The following is a 16,979-nucleotide window of genomic DNA, read 5'->3' on the forward strand; positions in this document are numbered from 1 at the left end:
CGTTGGTGCGTGTCCCTCCGGACGCTTGCCCGCCCGGCCCTGGGGCCGGGTGGGGGAGGGTGCCCTGCGTCGCCTGGGCGCGGGGCGTGGTGGCTTGTGCCGGGTGGGGCCAGTCTTCGACCGATCCGTCCGGCTGGTGCTGGTGATGACCGCGCAGGCTTCGAGCTTGTCGACCACGGCGCGGATGATCATCTGCCCGTTGGACTTGTCGGTGGCGGTGTTGTTCTGGTGGGTGAGGCCGCGGGCGGCGACGCGCTGCCAGGCGCCGTGGTCGCGGTCGCCCTGCCAGCCGCAGGACTGGTGGGGGCAGATGGCCCATTTCCAGCCCGGGGTGGTGGGCTGGTCGGGGGCTTTGCGGTGCCGTAGCGGGGTCAGGCATTGCGGGCAGTGTTTGGAGGTGTTGCGGGCCGGGACGTCGACGACGGCGATACCGTGCTCGGCGGCGAGGTGCCGCATCCGCTCGACGATCTTCCCGCGCACCTGCTGGGACAGCCGCGTATTCAGGGTGGCGCCCATGCCCTTGGCTTCCATCGACCGCAGGTCTTCGACGTAGACCACGGTCGCGGCGGCGGCGATCGCCTGGTCGACCGTCCAGCGGGCGGCGGCCCAGGCGAGCGCGGCGTTCAGGTTCTGGCGGCGTTCGGAGACGTGCCGGATCTCGTTGCGCAGCACGGCAAGCTTGCCGAGCAGGTGGTGCTGCGGGTCGACGCCGATGAGCCGCTGATAGTGGTCGGCCTTCGCGTGCAGCCGCTCGGACAGGCGGCGCAGGCGGTGCTGCTTGGCCAGGACTCCGGCGGCCCGGAACTGACCCCCAGCCCCCAACGCGGTGATCCGGCCGTCGGCTCGCTGTCGCAGGGCCCCCGCGCTCAGCAGCGTGTTCAGACCCCAGTCCACCCCGAGCGCCACCGAGTGGCCGGTGCGCCGGGCTTTCAGCACCGCATGCGTGAACGCGACTTCGGCGCGCACCTGCCGGCCGGTGACCCGCAGGGTGGGCAGGTGCAGTACCGCGTCCGCGGGCACGGTGGGCGGCAGGGTGATCGGGCAGGCCACCCACGTCCAGTCCCGGTACGTGCGCGGATCCGGCCGGGTGGGCAACTGCAGGCGCAGCAGGACCCTGCCCGGGTCGGTGTCGCTGCGTTCGATCGTGGCCTGCTGCCGGTCACACGCCGCAAGCAGCAGCATCCGCGGGACTCGCGGCGCGCCTTCCAGTTCGAACACGTCCACCGGGAGGCGGCCGTTGGCGTTTAGGAACCTGGCCACCTGCCGGGTGCGGCCCTTGATGACGTTGGCCGGCAGATACTTCCCGCCAGGGATCGCCTCCCGCACCTGATCCCACTCCTGCCCGGTGCGCTTGCGCGGATCGGCCGGCCAGGATGCGAGGACCGCGGCGGTCAGATCGGCACGCCAGTTCACCGACCGCAGCGCACGCCCGGCCTGTTCTTGGGCCATCCGCACGATCCGGTCATTGACCCTCACCCCGTCGGGGACGGTGACGGTCCAACCCAGGCGCCGCAACGCCATCCACGCGTTCGACGGCAACCTCCGCCCACCCGCGTCCACGCCGGAGGCCAGCACCTGCACATCGAGGGCGTTCCACCGCTGCGCCAACAGCCCGGAGACCATGCCCGCCACCAGATCGGCGCACCAGCCGACACGCTCGGCCAGCACGGCCTGGGACAGGACCTCGCCGGTCTTCTCATCCACGCCTGCGCGCACAAGAGCGCGAACACACGCGGTGCGGGAGGCCTCGCCCTCAGCCAGCGACACCGCCCGACTCACCCGCCACCAACCTCACCACACCCAGACCCGGCCACCACGCACACGACCGCCACACGACAGCACTCGCCGCCGGCGCAGACCCCCCACCGCCCGCATCAAACCAGAAGACACCGACACCCACGACCGCACCACGATCACTGACGATCCTTAACCAAGTCCCCGAGCCTCGGCTGCCACGAGTTCGGGCACACCGGGTCGCTGGGGCACCGGTTCCACAGCACCGACAGCAACGACAACTCGTGCATGCGCGACGACATCTGGCCGAAGTACCTGGACACTCACGACATCGATTCGATCAACAACAATGCCTGACCGTCGGCTGCTAGTCGGGCGCGGTCGTCACGGGGCTGGTCGCGGTGGCCCTCGGCGGCTGGTGGCTGTCCCGGCCGGACCTGCCAGCGGACTGGTCGGGGCGGGACCGGTTCTGCGCGGAGGCGGAGAGCTTCACCCTGACCAACCAGGCCCGGGTGACGGGCGACGAGCGGGAGGCGGCGCTCCAGTCGATGATCCGCTCGGCACCGGCCGACCTGGTCGCCGACCTGCGCCGGCTGGCCGGCTCGATGGTCGACGAACCGACGAGGAGCACGGGCACGCGCCGGGCACCGAAGCGCACACCCACGGGCCGGCGGCGGCGACGCGGGACTCGCCCGAGGCGGTCCAGGCGAGCGGGCGACGGGCGGGCGAGTTCATCGAACGCACCTGCGGGGTGAACCTGCCCAACGTCCGCACCTGACCGGCGGGCGACCGCGGGTGGGCGGATGTACGGCCGCCCACCCGCTTCCGGGGCGGCCGGTCCGGACTACGGAACCGGGCCGGCCGCACCCTACGGCCAGCGATATCCTCGGCGTCGCGAGTGGACCGCGTGCCGCCATCGGGGAAGGGGACTGGCCATCGACACCGTCATGCCCGTGCAGTTGGCCGGCCGGGTCTGGTTGTTCCCCGGCGATCCCGACCCGTTCGCGGTCCGGCCGGCCGTGGCGGTGGTCGCCGACGAGCGCGGCAGTGTGCTCGTCGACGCGGGACAGAGCCCGGCGCACGCCCGCGAGATCCAGGCCGGCCTGCGTGCCGCCGGGCTGCCCGAGCCGCGCTGGCTGGTCTACACGCACCACCACTGGGACCACGTGTGGGGCGCGTGCGCCTGGCCGGACGTCGAGATCGTCGGGCACGAGGCCGGGGTCGCGCCGTTGCGCGCCGACGCCGCCCGGCCGTGGAGCCACCGCCACCTCCGCGCGGAGGTCGCCGCCAATCCCCTGCTGGGGCACAGCTACCGGGCCCGGGCCCTCGCCGTGGACTCCTGGGACGGCTTCGCGGTGCTGCCGCCGACGCGGACCTTCGCCGACGAGCTGACCCTGCCCACCGGGGTGGTCGTCCGGCACGTCGGCGGCCGGCACGCCCCCGACTCGTCGGTGGTGCTGGTGCCGGACTCGGGGGTGCTGCTGCTCGGCGACTGCTGGTACCCGCCGCCGGCGCACCTACGGACGCCCGAGGACGGGCCCGACCTGGCGATGGCGCGGGGCCTGCTCACCGACGACGTCGAGTGGTACGTCTCGGCCCACGACGAGCCGGTACGGCTGGCCGAGGCCCGGGCGGCACTCGCCGGCTGACCGGCCCGCCCGGTCCCGCCGACCGCCCGCGGTCCGGAGCGGAGCGGTGGCCGGGCGACAGCGCCCCCCGTACCCGGACCGGTCGGCCTATCCTCGGTCGATGCGGGACCGCCGGGTGATGCTGCTGTGGGTCGCGTTCGCGCTGGCTGCCACCGTCTCCGCAGGGCTGGTGCTGCGCCGCCCGGACCACCTGTCCGACCTGCACATCTATCGCGGCGCCCTGGCCGACCTGCGGGCCGGGCGCCCGCTGTACGGGTACGTCGCGGAGAACGGCGGCCCGTTCACCTATCCGCCGTTCGCGGCGCTGGTGCTCTGGCCGGTGACCGCGCTGCCGGAGTCCCTGCTGGGGGCGGTCTGGCTGGTGCTGACGGTCGCGGCGGTGGTCGCCCTCGCCGTACCGGTCGGCGCGGCGTTCGCCGCCGGCCGGTCGGACGCGGCGGGGTCGCCACCGAGCCGGGTCACCGCGGCGGCGAGCTGGTCGGCGAAGACGGTCCGCATCCGCTCGGCGGCGCCGGGGTTGGTGCTGGCCGTACGCACCAGCGCGGCCAGGGTCTCGTCGCCCTCCCACCGGTCGAGGAAGTGCCGGACGAGCGCCTCGCCGAGCCGCTCGGACGGCACGTCGCCCAGATCGGGCAGGCGCAGGTCGAACTCCGCCGCCGCCGCGAAGAGCCCCTCCTTGCTGCCGTAGTAGCGCATCACCATCGACGGGTCGATCCGGGCGTCGGCGGCGATGGCCCGGATGGTGGCGCGGTCGTACCCCTCGGCGGCGAAGCGTTCCCGGGCGGCGCGCAGGATGGCGGCCCGGGTGGCGTGCGAGCGGCGGGTGCCGGGTGCCGTGTCGGTCATGTCCACGACTGTATGCCAACAAGCGTTGACATCGAAGCCCGCCCGCGCCTAACGTTGTCAACAAGTGTTGGCAAACAGTTGTTGGCATCGGAGGTGGACCATGTTGCCCGAGCGCACCGACGTCCTCGTGGTGGGAGCCGGCCCGACCGGGCTGGCCGCGGCCGTCACCCTGGCCGGCCACGGGGTGCGAGCCACCGTCGTCGACCGGCTCGCCGCGCCGCCGGTCACCTCCCGGGCCGCCGTGGTGCACGCCGGCACCCTGGAGGTGCTGGACCAGATCGGAGTCGCCGCCCCGCTCGCCGCCCGTGGCCTGCCCTCGCCCCGGTTCACCGTCCGCGACCGCGACCGGGTGCTGCTCACCGTGCCCTTCGACCGGCTGCCGTCCCGCTACCCGTACGCCCTGATGGTGTCCCAGGCGGAGACCGAGGCGGTGCTCGCCGACCGGCTGGCCGCGCTCGGCGGGCAGGTGCTCCGGCCGTACGAGCTGGTCGGGCTCGACCGCGACGGCGGCGGCGCCACCGCCCGGTTCGCCGGCGGCGAGACGGTCCGGGCCCGCTGGGTGATCGGCGCCGACGGCATGCACAGCGTGGTCCGTGAGCTGGCCGGCATCGACTTCGGCGGACCCACCGAGGACCCGGGCGAATCCTTCCTGCTCGCCGACGTCCGAGTGACGAGCACGCTGCCCCGCGACGAGGTCAGCCTCTTCCTCGACCGGCGCGGTCCGCTGGTCTGGGCGCCGCTGCCGGATGGCTCGGTCCGGCTGGTGGCCGCGGTGGCCGACGCGCCGCGCGAGCCGGACGCCGCCCGGTTCCAGGCACTGCTCGACGAGCGCGGGCCGGCTCGGCGACCGGACCGGATCACCGAGCTGCTCTGGGCCTCCCGGTTCCGGATCCACCACCGGATCGCCGGGTCGTTCCGCGCCGGGCCGGTGCTGCTCGCCGGGGACGCCGGGCACGTGCACAGCCCCGCGGGCGGGCAGGGGATGAACCTCGGGCTCCGCGACGCGGTCGCCCTCGGCGAGGCCCTCGCCGGGGTGCTCGCCGGCCGCCCCGAGACGCTTCTCGACGGGTACGCGGCTGCGCGGCGACCCCGCGCCGCGGAGGTGGTCGCCTTCGCCGACCGGCTAACCCGGCTCGCCACGCTGCCGCCCGCCGGCCGGCCGCTGCGGAACCTGCTGTTCCGGGCCGCCTCCCGGCTGCCCTCGGCGCGGCAGCGGATCGCCGTTCGGCTGGCCGGCTTCGAGCCCGACCGGGCAATGATCCGGCGTTGACCCGCCGGGCCGTGGCCGATCCGGGCAGGCTGCGGATGAGCAGTCGTCGGAGCAACCGAGGGAGGGGGCGTGGGCCGCCTGGACAGCCGCTTCGTCGCGCTGCTCGTGCTGGCCGCCCTGCCCCCGGCCGTCGAGGGCGCGATCCTGGTCGGCTTCGGCTTCCGCGCGGCGGAGGGCCTGGCCCCGCAGGTGAGCGCCGTCTGGCCGTACGACACCTACCACGACCTGCGCTGGCTGCTGGTCTACCACGACTCGTGGCCGACCTTCGTCCTCGGTCTGGCGGTGGTGGTCGCGTTCCGGGCGCTGCTCACCACCGGACTGGTCACCCTGGCCTGGCCCCGGCACGTGCCCCGACCCAGAATCCGCCGGCTCTTCGTACGGAACCTGGTGCTGACCTCGGTGCTCAGCGTGGTGGTGTCGCCGTGGGCCGCGCTCTCCCTGGCCGCCTCCGTGGTGGCCCTCTCCTGGCTGCTGCTCGCCTCGTTACTGCCGTTGTTCCTGCTGGCGCCGCTCCTGCAACGGGCCGCCGTCGAGGAGACCTGGTGGCGCGGGCTGCCCTCGATCGAGCTGGTCGGCTGGTCGCTGCTGAACTTCGTGGTGCTCACCGTCGGCGGCGCGCTGGTCTGGACCGTGCCGGCCTGGTGGACCGTCCCGGTGGCGGCCGTCGCGGGGGCGGTCAACGGGCTGCTCTGGCAGCGCACCGTGGCCGCCTCGCTGCTGCCGCGCCGGCCGGTCCGGTGGGCCCGGGTGCCGGTCGCACCGCTGGCCATCCTGCTCGCGTTCGTGATGCCGATGGTGGTGCAGCCGTTCTTCGCCGCGCTGCCCGGCACCTCCAAGCAGGCGCCGATGATTCCCCTGCTCGACCGCCCGCTGCCCAGCGACGTCCGGCACGCGGTGATCTTCCTCGGCGGGCACGGCAGCGCGTACGGCGGTGAGCCGACCGCCGACCCGAACGTGCAGTGGTTCTCCTACCAGGGACTGGACGGGCAGGGCCGCCCGCTCCCCTACGCGGCCCGGGACACCTACCGCTCGATCGCCTCCAGCGTGGCGCTGCTGGACACCCAGGTGCAGCTGCTGCACCGGCGTACCGGACGGCCGGTGGCGCTCGTCGCACAGAGCGAGGGGGCGATGGTGGCCCGGACCTACCTGGCCGAGCGACCGCACCCGGCGGTGGACACCCTGGCCATGTTCAGCCCGCTGATCAACGCCGGCCGCTCCTACTACCCACCGGAGGACGCGTCGCAGGGCTGGGGGATCGCCGTCGGATGGCAGTTGCGCGTCCTGTTCGGGGTCGCCGACCTCCTCGCGCACAGCGGCAGCGGGCCGGACGAGCCGTTCATCCGGTCGCTGCTGGACGGCGCGCCCTTCTACCGCAACAACCTGATGTGCCCGGTCCCCGGCGTGCGGATCGTGGCGTTCCTGCCGACCACCACCGCCACCGAGGCGCCACCGGGCGAATTCACCGCCGTGCCGGTCTTCCAGATGCCGGCGGTGCACGGCGGCCTGCTCGCCCAGCCGGTGGTCGAGGCCCGGCTGGTGAACTTCCTGGCCGGGCAGCCGGTGAGCCAGCCGCAGAGCGGGTACACCCTGCTCCAGGAGATGTCCGCCGCCTGGCAGGCGCCGCCGCTGCCACTGAGCCTCAACCCGGTCTGGCGGAGCAAGGGGACGAACGATCCGGCCTTCACCGGGAAGGTCTGTCGCTGACCTCGCCGACCCGGCCCCGCCACAGCAGCCGCAGCGCCGCCACCGCCAGCCCGATCACGATCAGCGCCCACAGCGGCTGGTACGGGAGCACGATCAGGTGCAAGCCGATGCCGACGATCGCGGCCGCCGCCGCCAGCCGGAGCGACCATCGCCAACGGGCGAGGAGCAGCAGCCCGGCCGCCCCCATCAGCACCGCGGTGACCAGGTGGGCCCACATCCAGCCGGTCACGTCGAGATGGAAGATCCCCTCGCGGGTGACCACCACGTACGGGTCGTCGCCCACGTCACCGACTCCGGAGACGGCGTCGAAGAGCCCTGCCCCGACCAGCAGCACACCGGCCAGCTGCCGCTGCCGGCGCCGCGTACCGGCGTCGTCGTGCCGCGTCACCCCACCCTCCTCTCCCTCCGCCCGTCCCAGCCTAGGGACGGGGACCGGCTCCGTCCGGCGCTCGACGACGGAACCCACCCCGCGCAGCGTCCGGCAGCCGCCGACGATGACCCGGCCGCCGGGAGGGTTCATGCCGACCGACCCTGCGGCCCGAACCGGGTCGAGGGTCAAGCGGGCGGAAAAGGGGACGGACACCGTCGGTGGCGGCCGGTACGGTGAGCGCCGGAATCCGAACGGGGAGCACGAGTGGACCGCACCTTCCAGGTCGACCTCCGGGGCATCGTCGACCTGCTCAGTCATCACCTCTACGGCAGCCCGCGGGTCTACGTCCGGGAGCTGCTCCAGAACGCCGTCGACGCGATCACCGCGCGCCGGTCCGCCGAGCCGGACGCCCCGGCCCGGGTCCGGATCGAGCCGCCGGAGCTGACCGGGGACGGCACGCTGCGCGTACGCGACACCGGCATCGGTCTCACCGAGGCCCAGGTGCACGAGCTGCTGGCCACCATCGGCCGCAGCTCCAAGCGCGACGAGCTGGGCTTCTCCCGGCACGAGTTCCTCGGCCAGTTCGGCATCGGCCTGCTCTCCTGCTTCCTGGTCGCCGACGAGATCCGGGTGGTCACCCGGCACGCCGACCAGCCCACCGTGCTCTGGACGGGCTGGGCCGACGGCCGGTATGCGGTCCAGGTGGCCGCACCCGAGCAGGCCCGCGACGAGCCCGGCACCACGGTGACGCTGGTGCCCCGGCGCGACGCCGACCAGTGGTTCGGCGTGCCGACCGTGACCGAGCTGGCCCGCCTCTACGGCAGCCTGCTGCCGGTGGACGTCCAGGTCGGCGACACCCCCACCACCACCGGCCCGCCGCCGTGGCCGACCACCCCGGGCGCGCCGGTCGACCGCGCGGCCCTCCAGCGGTACGCGCAGGAGGCGCTCGGCTTCATCCCGTTCGACGTGGTGCCGCTGTCGGTGCCCGAGGCGGGCCTCACCGGCGTGGCCTTCATCCTGCCCACCCCGGTGAACCCGGCCGCCCGGGCCGGGCACCGCGTCCATCTCAAGCGGATGCTGCTCACCGAGCACGCCGACGGGCTGCTGCCCGACTGGGCGTTCTTCGCCCACTGCGTGGTCGACGCCAGCGAGCTGCGGCCCACCGCCAGCCGCGAGGCGCTCTACGAGGACGCCCTGCTCACCGCCACCCGGGAGGCGCTCGGTGACCAGATCCGCGGCTGGCTGGTCCGGCTGGCCAAGCACGACCCGCGCCGGCTCGCCGAGTTCCTCCAGGTGCACCACCTCGGGGTCAAGGCGCTCGCCCTGCACGACGACGAGATGCTCCGCCTCGTCGACCAGTGGTGGCCGATGGACACCAACGTCGGCACTCTCACCCTCGCCGAGTTCCGCCAGCGGCACGGCGTGCTCCGCTACGCCGCCAGCCTCGACGAGTTCCGCCAGCTCGCCGCCGTCGCGGCCGCGCAGGACCTGGCCGTGGTCAACGGCGGCTACACGTACGACACCGAGCTGATCGAGCGGCTGCCCACGGTCGACCGGTCGGTGCTGATCGAGCGGCTGGAGCCGAGCGACCTGACCACCCGCTTCGACATCCTCGACCCGCAGACCGAGCTGGCCCTGCGGCCGTTCCTCGCCGGGGCGCAGCGAGCCCTGGAACGGCTCGGCTGCGAGGTGGTGGTCCGGGCGTACGACCCGGTCTCGCTGCCGGCGCTCTACCTGGTCTCCCGCTCGGCCGCGTTCCACGACCAGCTCGCCGCCAGCCGCGACAAGGCCGACGAGCTGTGGGGCGGGGTGCTCGACGCGCTGGCCGCCTCCGCGCCGCCGGACCGGCCGCAGCTGGTGCTCAACCACCGCAACCCGCTGGTCCGCCGGGTCACCACGCTGACCGACCCGGAGCTGGTCGGGCTGGCCGTCGAGGCGCTCTACGGGCAGGCCCTGCTGCTCGGGCACCATCCGATCCGGGCGGCGGACGCCGCCCTGCTGAACAGTTCCTTCCTCGGCCTGCTGGGCCGGGCCGTACCCGGACGGGAGTGAGGCCATGAGCGACGACGACCTCTGGCGGATGCTCTACGAGATCGACAACATGCCGTACGGCCCGGGGCAGATCGCCGCGCTGGAGCAGCTGCTGCGCCGCGCCGACGTGAGCGACGACCGGCACCTCGCGTTCGCCGCCCGGATCACCGGCACCACCGCGTACGTCTACGGCGGCGAGCCGGCCAAGTCCTTCGTCACCTTCTCCTGGTGCCTCGCCGAATACGACCGCGACCCGCAGCCCTACCACCAGCGCTACACCCACCAGCTGCTCTGGTTCTTCAAGTACATGGTCACCGCCATGCTGAAGTTCCCCGAGCTGCCGCTCGACCGGACGTACGCGGTGCTCGACGACATGGAACGGCGCTACCGGGAGTCGGGGCACACCCTCCAGGCGGTGCACAAGCACCGCTACCTGGTCGCCGCGCACCTGGGCGCCGAGGAGGAGACGGCGGAGTGGTACCGCCGCTGGATGACCACGCCCCGGGACGCGCTCTCCGACTGCGCCGGCTGCGACCCGACCACGCAGGTCGAGCACCTGGCCCGGACCGGCCGCCACGACGAGGCGGTGGCGCTCGCCGAGCCGGTGCTCGCCGGCCGACTGAGCTGCACCGAGCAGCCGCAGGCGATCCTCACCGCGCTGCTCACGCCCTACCGGGAGACCGGCCGGGCGGACGCGGCGCGGAACGCGCACCGGGAGGCGTACCGCCGGCTGCGCGGGCGCCTGGCGGACCTGTGGGAGATCTCCGACCACATCGAGTTCTGCACCGTGACCGGCAACGAGGCGCGCGCCTTGGAGCTGGTCGAACGGCACCTCGACTGGCTGGACCGGGCGCCCACCCCGGCCGCCGCCATGCACTTCGCGGCCGCGGCCTCGGCCGCGCTGCGCCAGGTGCCGGCCGAGCTGACCGTGCACCGCCGGGCGTCCGGTGACCGGCCGGCCGCCGACCTGTCGGCGGGCGCGCTGGCGGACGAGTTGGCCGGCACGGCGACCGCGCTGGCCGAGCGCTTCGACGCGCGCAACGGCACCAGCCACCAGTCCGGGCTGATCGCCCGGCGGCTGGCGGCGGGGCCGGTCGGCGAGCACCTGCCACTCTCCGCCAGCCTGCGCCGGCGGCCGGTGCCCGCCCCCCGCAGCGGCGGGTCGACGGCGGGCGGTGACCGGTCGACGGCCACCCCGGGCGGCGGGACGACACCCACGGCACCGGTCACCGTGCCGGCCCAGGCGAGCCCCGACGAGCTGCTGGCCCTGGCCGACCAGTGCTGGCGTACCCACCGGCGGGACGGGCTGGTCGCCGCGCTGCGCGCGTACGACGAGCGGTACGGCGACGCCGAACTGCCGGCGGCCACCCGAGCCTGGCGTCTGGAGTTGCGCGCCGGTGAGCTGGCCGAGCAGGACGGCGACGAGGTGGCCGTGGCGATCGAGGCCAACCGGGCCGCCCTGGCCGCGTGGCGGGAGGTGCCGGACCCGCTCCGGGCGCAGGTGGTGGCCGGCCGGCTGGGCGCCCTGCTGTGCATGACCGAGGAGGGCAGCGAGGAAGGGCTGGCCCTGGCCCGGGAGTCGGCCGAACACCTCGCCGCCCACGGTGAGCGGCGCGAGCGGGCGGCGGCCTGGGACCGGCTGGCGCTGGCCCACGTGCACCGGGAGCGGTGGGCGGAGGCGCTGGACGCGCTCGACCGGGCCACCGTCGACGTCGACGCCGACCCCTGGCTGGCCGGCCGGGTGGCGCTGCACCGTACGCACGTGCTGGAGCAGTTGGCGCGGCCCGAGGAGTTCCGGGAGGCGGCGGCACAGGCTCGCCGGCTCGCCGGGGCGCTGGGCGAGAGCGAGATGCTGACCGCCGCCTGCCTGGCGTACGCCCGCTCGGTCGACGACCCGGCCGAGGCCGTGGCCGCGTGCGACGAGGCGCTGGCGTACGCCCCGCCCGGTGCCCGGCTGCCGCTACGTGTCACGCGGGGGCGGGCACTGCTCGCCGCCGACCGGGCCGGCGAGGCGGTGGAGGATCTCGCCGAGGCGGTCACCCTCTGCGTGGAGCAGGGTGCGCCGGGGGACGCGCTGCTCCGCTGGGAGCTGGCCAACGCCTACCGGGTGGCCGGCCGGCTCGGCGAGGCCGCCGAGGTGGCCGAGGAGGCGGTGCTCGGGCTGGACCGGGCCGGCGCGCAGGCCGAGGCCGACCGGTGCCGCCACCTGCTCGCCGGCATCTACCAGGGCCTCGGCGAGATCGACCCGGCGCTGGCGCTGCTCGACCAGCTCGCGGAGAACCTGGACGGGCCGGACAATCTGCCGCACCGGGCACAGGTGCTGGAGGAGGCCGGCGGCATCCTCTACGACGCCGACCGGGACGCCGTGGCCGCCCAGAAGTTCGCGGCGGCCGCGTCCGCCTGGCGGCTGGCCGGGCACCCGGTGGACGAGCTGCGGGCCCGGCGGCGGGAGCTGCTCGCCCTGCACTGGTCGGGTGACCTGCCGGCAGCGGTGGCCGCGATCGAGCGGGTGGACGAGGCGGCGGCGGCGCTCGCCGGCCTGCCCGACGAGCCGCCCGTGGTGACGTACGAGCGGGCGATGGCCGCCGACGCGGTGGCCCGGGTGCTGATCGCCGAGGACCGGCTGACGGCCGCGCTGGACCGGGTGGCGGGCGTGCCCGAGCGCCTCCGGTCGATCGAGGCGTTCGGCGAGGCGGCGCAGGTCGAGGTGCTGACCGGCGAGCTGCTGCTGCGGGACGGCCGGCCCGAGGACGCCGAGCGGCTGCTGCGCCCGGTGCTCGGCGGGCTGCCGAGCGGCTCCCGCCCGGCCACCCAGGCCGCCTGGCTGCTGGCCCGCGCCCTCGACGACCAGGGCCGGCCGGCCGAGGCGGCGAAGATCCGCGCCGAGCACGGCATCGAGGAGGACTGACCGTCGCCGCCCGACGAAGGCGGCTCGGTATGCGGCAGACCGGGGGTGTCCCTGGTGCGGGATGCCCCGGTCTGCGGCATCCCGCACCGCCGGGTGGCCCGCTGGTCGGGTTGGGGTCGCGGCATGCGGCATCCCGGGCCGTCCGGTCGGGCGGAAGCCGCGACATGCGGCATCTCCAGAGCCTTCGGGGCGGGAGGCGGCCGCGGCATGCGGCGAGGCGCGTCGAGTAGAGGACGCGGCGGCGCGGCCGGGAGTGTGAGGCGACTGACGGGTAACCGAGACTCCACCGCGTCGCGGGTGAGGTCTAGGCTGGCCCGGTGGCGGTGGAACAGCAGGCGCGGGGCGCGGCGCACGGCGCGACGGGTGCGGGCCGACGCCGGTCCCGGAAGGACGAGATCCTGGAGATCGCGGTCGGACTCTTCGCCGCCCGCGGCTACCACGGCGTGTCGATGGACGACATCGGCGCGGCCGCCGGCGTGACCGGTCCGGCGCTCTACCACCACTTCGCCGGCAAGGAGGCGATGCTGGTCGCCGCGCTGATCCCGGTCAGCGAGGGGCTGCTCGCCGGTGGCCGGGAACGCGCCGCCCACCAACCCGACGACCCGCGCGGCACGCTGGAGTCGCTGATCGACTTCCACGTCGACTTCGCGCTGGCCAACCCGGCGGTGATCGCGCTGCACCTGCACGAGCTGGACCGTCTCCCCGACGAGCCGCGCCGCCGGATCCGCCGGCTCCAGCGGCTGTACGTCGAGGAGTGGGTGACGGTGCTGACCGCGCTGCACCCGGGACTGCCCGACGGCGAGGCGCGGGTGCTCGCCCACGCGGCCTTCGGCCTGATGAACTCCACCCCGTTCCTCGGCGGCGAGGTGGACCGCCAACGCCGGGCCGAGCTGCTGCGCGGCGCCACGCTCGCCGCCCTGCTCGCTCCCACCGACCCGAGCTGACACGCCGCGCGCGCCTTAACGCCCGTTAAGCGCGCGTGCCGTCGGCGTGTTAAGAAGGGGCCCCTGCTATGCAAGAAGCGTTAAGAAGGGACCCTTCCTTGTTCGAATCGCTGTTGGTCGCCAACCGGGGCGAGATCGCGCGCCGGATCATCCGTACCGCGAAGAGGCTCGGCATCCGGGCGATCGCGGTGCACTCGGAGGCCGACGCCGGCCTGCCGTTCGTGACCGAGTCCGACCAGGCGGTCTGCGTCGGCCCGGCGAACCCGGCGCAGAGCTACCGGAACGTGGAGGCGATCCTCGCCGCCGCCAAGAGCACCGGCACCCAGGCCATCCACCCCGGCTACGGCTTCCTGTCGGAGAACGCCGACTTCGCCCGTACCGTCGAGGCCAGCGGCCTGATCTGGGTCGGGCCCGGTGCGGACGCGATCAGCGCGATGGGCGACAAGATCAACGCGCGGAACCTGATGTCGGCCGCCGGGGTGCCGGTCGCGCCCGGCACCACCGAGCCGGCCGCGGACCTGGCCGCAGCGGTGGCCGCCGCGGCCGAGATCGGCTACCCGGTCATGGTCAAGGCCGCGGCGGGCGGCGGCGGCATGGGCATGGGCGTGGCCACCGACGAGGCGGCGCTGCGCACCGAGTACGACAAGGTCCGCTCGTTCGCCGAGCGGATGTTCGGCGACGGCTCGGTGCTGCTCGAGCGCTACTTCCCCCGGGTACGCCACGTCGAGGTGCAGATCCTCGGCCTGGCCGACGGCCGGGTGGTGGCCCTCGGCGAGCGCGAGTGCTCGGTGCAGCGGCGCAACCAGAAGCTGGTGGAGGAGTCGCCGTCCCCGGCCGTCTCCCCCGAGCTGCGGGAGCGGTTCCTCGCCGCCGCGGTCCGGGCCGGCGAGGCGGTCGGCTACCGCAACGCGGGCACCGTGGAGTGCCTGCTCGATCCATCCACGCAGGAGTTCTTCTTCCTGGAGATGAACACCCGGCTCCAGGTCGAGCACCCGGTGACCGAGTACGTCTACGGCGTCGACCTGGTCGAGGAGCAGTTGCGGGTGGCCGCCGGCTTGGCCCCGACCTTCGACCCGGACGCGCTCACCCCGCGCGGGCACGCCATCGAGCTGCGGATCAACGCCGAGGACCCGAAGCGCTTCCTGCCCGGCCCGGGTGCGATCACCACCTGGAACGAGCCCGCCGGCCAGGGCGTACGGGTCGACTCCGGCTACGTCGCGGGCAACACGGTCACCCCGTTCTACGACAGCCTGATGGCCAAGCTCATCGTCAGCGGGGCCACCCGCGAGGAGGCGGTGGAGCGGGCGCGGGCGGCGGTGGCCCAGTTCGAGATCGCCGGCCCGAAGAACAACCTGCCGTTCTTCGCCGAGCTGCTGGAGAACCCCGAGTTCCTCTCCGGCGACTACGACACCGGCATCGTCTCCCGGATGCGCTGACCCGTGGTCCGGGAGGTGTGCGTCGGCGGCGCACGCCTCCCGGGTGCCATGCTGGAAAGCACCCATCACGTAACACCGTCACAGTGAGGTGACCCCTTATGGCGGAACTGCCGGCTTTCGTCTCCATCCGTGAGGTCGGGCCGCGGGACGGGCTCCAGAACGAGGAGCCGATCCCGACCGAGGCCAAGGTGCGGCTGCTCGACGCGCTGTCGCGTACCGGCGTCCAGCGGATCGAGGCGGTCTCCTTCGTGCATCCGAAGGCGATCCCGCAGATGGCGGACGCCGACGAGGTGTGGCAGCGGGCCGCGAAGGTCGACGGGGTGCGCTACTCGGCCCTGGTGCCGAACACCCGGGGCGCGCAACGGGCCCTCGCCGCCGGCTTCACCGAGATCGAGGTGGTGGTCTCGGCCAGCGACACGCACAACCGGCGCAATGTGAACCGCTCGACCGAGGAGTCGCTGGACGACATCGCCGAGCTGATCGACCTGCTGCACGGCGCGGGCGCCCGGGCGGAGGTCATCGTGGCGACCAGCTTCGGCTGCCCGTACGAGGGGGACGTCGACCCGCGGCGGGTGGCGGACATCGTCGACCGGGTGGTCCGGGACGGCGCCGACCGGGTCGCCTTCGGCGACACCACCGGCATGGGTACGCCCCGCCGGGTCCGCGAGCTGGTCACCGCCGTGCGGGACCGGAACGCCCACATCCCGGTGCTGCTGCACTTCCACAACACCCGGGGCACCGCCCTGGCCAACATGCTGACCGCCATGGAGCTGGGGATCACCGAGTTCGACGCCAGCGTCGGCGGCCTCGGCGGCTGCCCGTACGCCCCGGGGGCGAGCGGCAACCTGGCCACCGAGGAGGCGGTGCACATGCTGCACGACATGGGCATCGACACCGGCATCGACCTGGACGCGCTGATCGCGGCCGCCGAGCTGGCCGAGGACCTGATCGGCAAGAAGCTCCCCAGCGGCGTCCTCCGCGCCGGCCCCCGCACCCGCCTCACGCCGCTCCCCGCCTAGCGCTGCGTTGATCAAGGAGTTTGCGTCTGGATCCGGGTTCGGAGAGACGCGAACTCCTTGATCAACAACGCAGACGCGGGTCAGCGGGTCAGCGGGTCAGCGGGTCAGGGCGCCGGTCTCGGTGGGGAGGGCGGCGGCGACCCAGTCCTCGATGCCTGCGGCGTACTTGCGGACGTTGGTGTAGCCGAGGGCGGTGAGCCGGTCGGCGACCCGGCCGCTGTTCGGGCAGGCGGGGTTGGAGCAGTACGTGACGATGGCGGCGTTCCGGTCCGGCAGCAGCTCGCCGGCCCGCTCGGCCACCTCGGCCTCGACCAGCGGGATCGCGCCGGGCAGGTGCTGGCGGGCGTAGTACTCGCCGCCGAGCGCGTCGACGACGGTCACCGTGCCGGCGTCGATCGCCGCACGCAACTCGTCCCGGGTGATGAGAGCGGTCATGGCAACCTCCCAGAGAAGTGGACTACAGTCCGGTTATGCCTCAGGACGTTAGCGGACCGCAGTCCGGTTCTGCCACCCCGTCGCCGGAACTGCTGGAGTTGCGTAGCTCACCGCCCCGGGAGCGGGCCGATGCGGCACGCAACCGGGCGGCGGTGCTGGACGCGGCGGCGGTCCTGTTCCGGGAGCGGGGAGTGGAGGCGGTCTCGATGGACGCCGTGGCCGCCGCCGCCGGAGTCGGCAAGGGAACGCTGTTCCGGCGGTTCGGGGACAAGGCCGGCCTCGCCGTGGCCCTCCTCGATCAGCAGGAGCGGGCGCTCCAGGAGGCGATCCTCTTCGGTCCGCCCCCGCTCGGGCCCGGCCCGGCCGGCGCGCCGCCGCTCGCGCGTGACCGGCTCCGGGCCTTCGTCTCCGCCTACCTCGACTACCTGCTCGCCCACCTCGACCTGGTCCGGCTGTCGGAGACCGCCGCGCCGGGCGCGCGGTACCGGATCGGCGCCTACCGGTTCTGGCACCGGCACGTCGCGCTGCTGCTGGCCGGGCGCGCGGACCCCGCCGTCTCACCGGCCCGGTACGGGCGGTGTGCGGGTGAGCGCCGACCGGCACAGTGGGGTTTGGGCCGGAGACTGCTCGGTG

At 74.3% G+C, this 16,979-nt stretch carries 13 protein-coding genes and 2 pseudogenes; 10 read left to right on the forward strand and 5 right to left on the reverse strand.

The window, feature by feature from the left end; genetic code table 11:
• Both ACWEVO_RS10470 and ACWEVO_RS10475 read right to left on the reverse strand, forming a co-directional pair.
• The coding region (locus ACWEVO_RS10470; RefSeq protein WP_452307274.1) for a zinc ribbon domain-containing protein at positions 1 to 1,704 on the reverse strand (1,704 nt) is incomplete at its 3' end.
• A 397-nt stretch (positions 1,705 to 2,101) separates the two neighbouring features.
• Positions 2,102 to 2,371 (reverse strand): hypothetical protein, encoded by a 270-nt coding sequence (locus tag ACWEVO_RS10475; protein WP_452307275.1) that lies wholly within the window; start codon positions 2,369 to 2,371, stop codon positions 2,102 to 2,104.
• 310 nt (positions 2,372 to 2,681) lie between these two features.
• Between ACWEVO_RS10475 and ACWEVO_RS10480 the strand changes: the two genes are divergently transcribed.
• Together ACWEVO_RS10480 and ACWEVO_RS10485 are read left to right on the forward strand one after the other, a co-directional pair.
• Positions 2,682 to 3,383 carry an MBL fold metallo-hydrolase gene (locus tag ACWEVO_RS10480; RefSeq protein ID WP_452307276.1) on the forward strand — a complete coding sequence of 234 codons (702 nt, stop codon included), beginning with the start codon at positions 2,682 to 2,684 and terminating at the stop codon, positions 3,381 to 3,383.
• 118 nt (positions 3,384 to 3,501) lie between these two features.
• A pseudogene (locus ACWEVO_RS10485) lies at positions 3,502 to 3,792 on the forward strand (glycosyltransferase 87 family protein); the annotation flags it as partial.
• A gap of 20 nt (positions 3,793 to 3,812) precedes the next feature.
• Here ACWEVO_RS10485 and ACWEVO_RS10490 read toward each other — a convergent pair.
• Positions 3,813 to 4,229 (reverse strand): annotated as a pseudogene (locus tag ACWEVO_RS10490) (TetR/AcrR family transcriptional regulator); the annotation flags it as partial.
• A 100-nt stretch (positions 4,230 to 4,329) separates the two neighbouring features.
• Here ACWEVO_RS10490 and ACWEVO_RS10495 point away from each other — a divergent pair.
• Positions 4,330 to 5,499, forward strand: coding sequence for an FAD-dependent monooxygenase (locus ACWEVO_RS10495; protein WP_452307277.1), 1,170 nt, complete (start codon positions 4,330 to 4,332; stop codon positions 5,497 to 5,499).
• 69 nt (positions 5,500 to 5,568) lie between these two features.
• Complete coding sequence (locus tag ACWEVO_RS10500) at positions 5,569 to 7,203, forward strand: hypothetical protein (RefSeq protein ID WP_452307278.1); 1,635 nt, start codon at positions 5,569 to 5,571, stop codon at positions 7,201 to 7,203.
• Here ACWEVO_RS10500 and ACWEVO_RS10505 read toward each other — a convergent pair.
• The gene (locus tag ACWEVO_RS10505) at positions 7,181 to 7,591 is read right to left on the reverse strand and encodes a DUF7144 family membrane protein (RefSeq protein ID WP_452307279.1); all 411 of its coding nucleotides are present in this window, start codon (positions 7,589 to 7,591) and stop codon (positions 7,181 to 7,183) included. The genes ACWEVO_RS10500 and ACWEVO_RS10505 overlap by 23 nt on opposite strands.
• A gap of 246 nt (positions 7,592 to 7,837) precedes the next feature.
• On the opposite strand from ACWEVO_RS10505, the gene ACWEVO_RS10510 reads away from it, so the two are divergent.
• The 5 genes from ACWEVO_RS10510 to ACWEVO_RS10530 all read left to right on the forward strand — a co-directional run bounded on the left by ACWEVO_RS10510 (position 7,838) and on the right by ACWEVO_RS10530 (position 15,911).
• Positions 7,838 to 9,625, forward strand: a complete 1,788-nt coding sequence (locus tag ACWEVO_RS10510; protein ID WP_452307280.1) for an HSP90 family protein — start codon at positions 7,838 to 7,840, stop codon at positions 9,623 to 9,625.
• Between the two features lie 4 nt (positions 9,626 to 9,629).
• Complete coding sequence (locus ACWEVO_RS10515; protein ID WP_452307281.1) at positions 9,630 to 12,512, forward strand: hypothetical protein; 2,883 nt, start codon at positions 9,630 to 9,632, stop codon at positions 12,510 to 12,512.
• A gap of 317 nt (positions 12,513 to 12,829) precedes the next feature.
• Entirely contained in the window at positions 12,830 to 13,456 is a 627-nt protein-coding gene (locus ACWEVO_RS10520) for a TetR/AcrR family transcriptional regulator (RefSeq protein ID WP_452307282.1), read from the forward strand.
• A gap of 98 nt (positions 13,457 to 13,554) precedes the next feature.
• Positions 13,555 to 14,892: an acetyl-CoA carboxylase biotin carboxylase subunit gene (locus tag ACWEVO_RS10525; protein WP_452307283.1), complete on the forward strand. Its 1,338-nt coding sequence runs from the start codon at positions 13,555 to 13,557 to the stop codon at positions 14,890 to 14,892.
• A 98-nt stretch (positions 14,893 to 14,990) separates the two neighbouring features.
• Positions 14,991 to 15,911, forward strand: a complete 921-nt coding sequence (locus tag ACWEVO_RS10530) for a hydroxymethylglutaryl-CoA lyase (protein ID WP_452307284.1) — start codon at positions 14,991 to 14,993, stop codon at positions 15,909 to 15,911.
• A gap of 96 nt (positions 15,912 to 16,007) precedes the next feature.
• Here the strand turns inward: ACWEVO_RS10530 and ACWEVO_RS10535 are convergent, their stop codons facing one another.
• Entirely contained in the window at positions 16,008 to 16,346 is a 339-nt protein-coding gene (locus tag ACWEVO_RS10535) for a rhodanese-like domain-containing protein (RefSeq protein ID WP_452307285.1), read from the reverse strand.
• Positions 16,347 to 16,381: 35 nt separating this feature from the next.
• On the opposite strand from ACWEVO_RS10535, the gene ACWEVO_RS10540 reads away from it, so the two are divergent.
• Positions 16,382 to 16,979: TetR/AcrR family transcriptional regulator (locus tag ACWEVO_RS10540; RefSeq protein ID WP_452307286.1), on the forward strand; the 598-nt coding region annotated here is incomplete at its 3' end.

The organism is Micromonospora sp. NPDC003776, from assembly GCF_053605645.1.

Bases quoted from the DNA above. Each gene is read 5' to 3' on its own strand.
- ACWEVO_RS10480 (WP_452307276.1), top strand. From the start codon at position 2,682: ATGCCCGTGCAGTTGGCCGGCCGGGTCTGGTTGTTCCCCGGCGATCCC.
- ACWEVO_RS10495 (WP_452307277.1), top strand. From the start codon at position 4,330: ATGTTGCCCGAGCGCACCGACGTCCTCGTGGTGGGAGCCGGCCCGACC.
- ACWEVO_RS10515 (WP_452307281.1), top strand. From the start codon at position 9,630: ATGAGCGACGACGACCTCTGGCGGATGCTCTACGAGATCGACAACATG.
- ACWEVO_RS10530 (WP_452307284.1), top strand. From the start codon at position 14,991: ATGGCGGAACTGCCGGCTTTCGTCTCCATCCGTGAGGTCGGGCCGCGG.
- ACWEVO_RS10535 (WP_452307285.1), bottom strand. From the start codon at position 16,346: ATGACCGCTCTCATCACCCGGGACGAGTTGCGTGCGGCGATCGACGCC.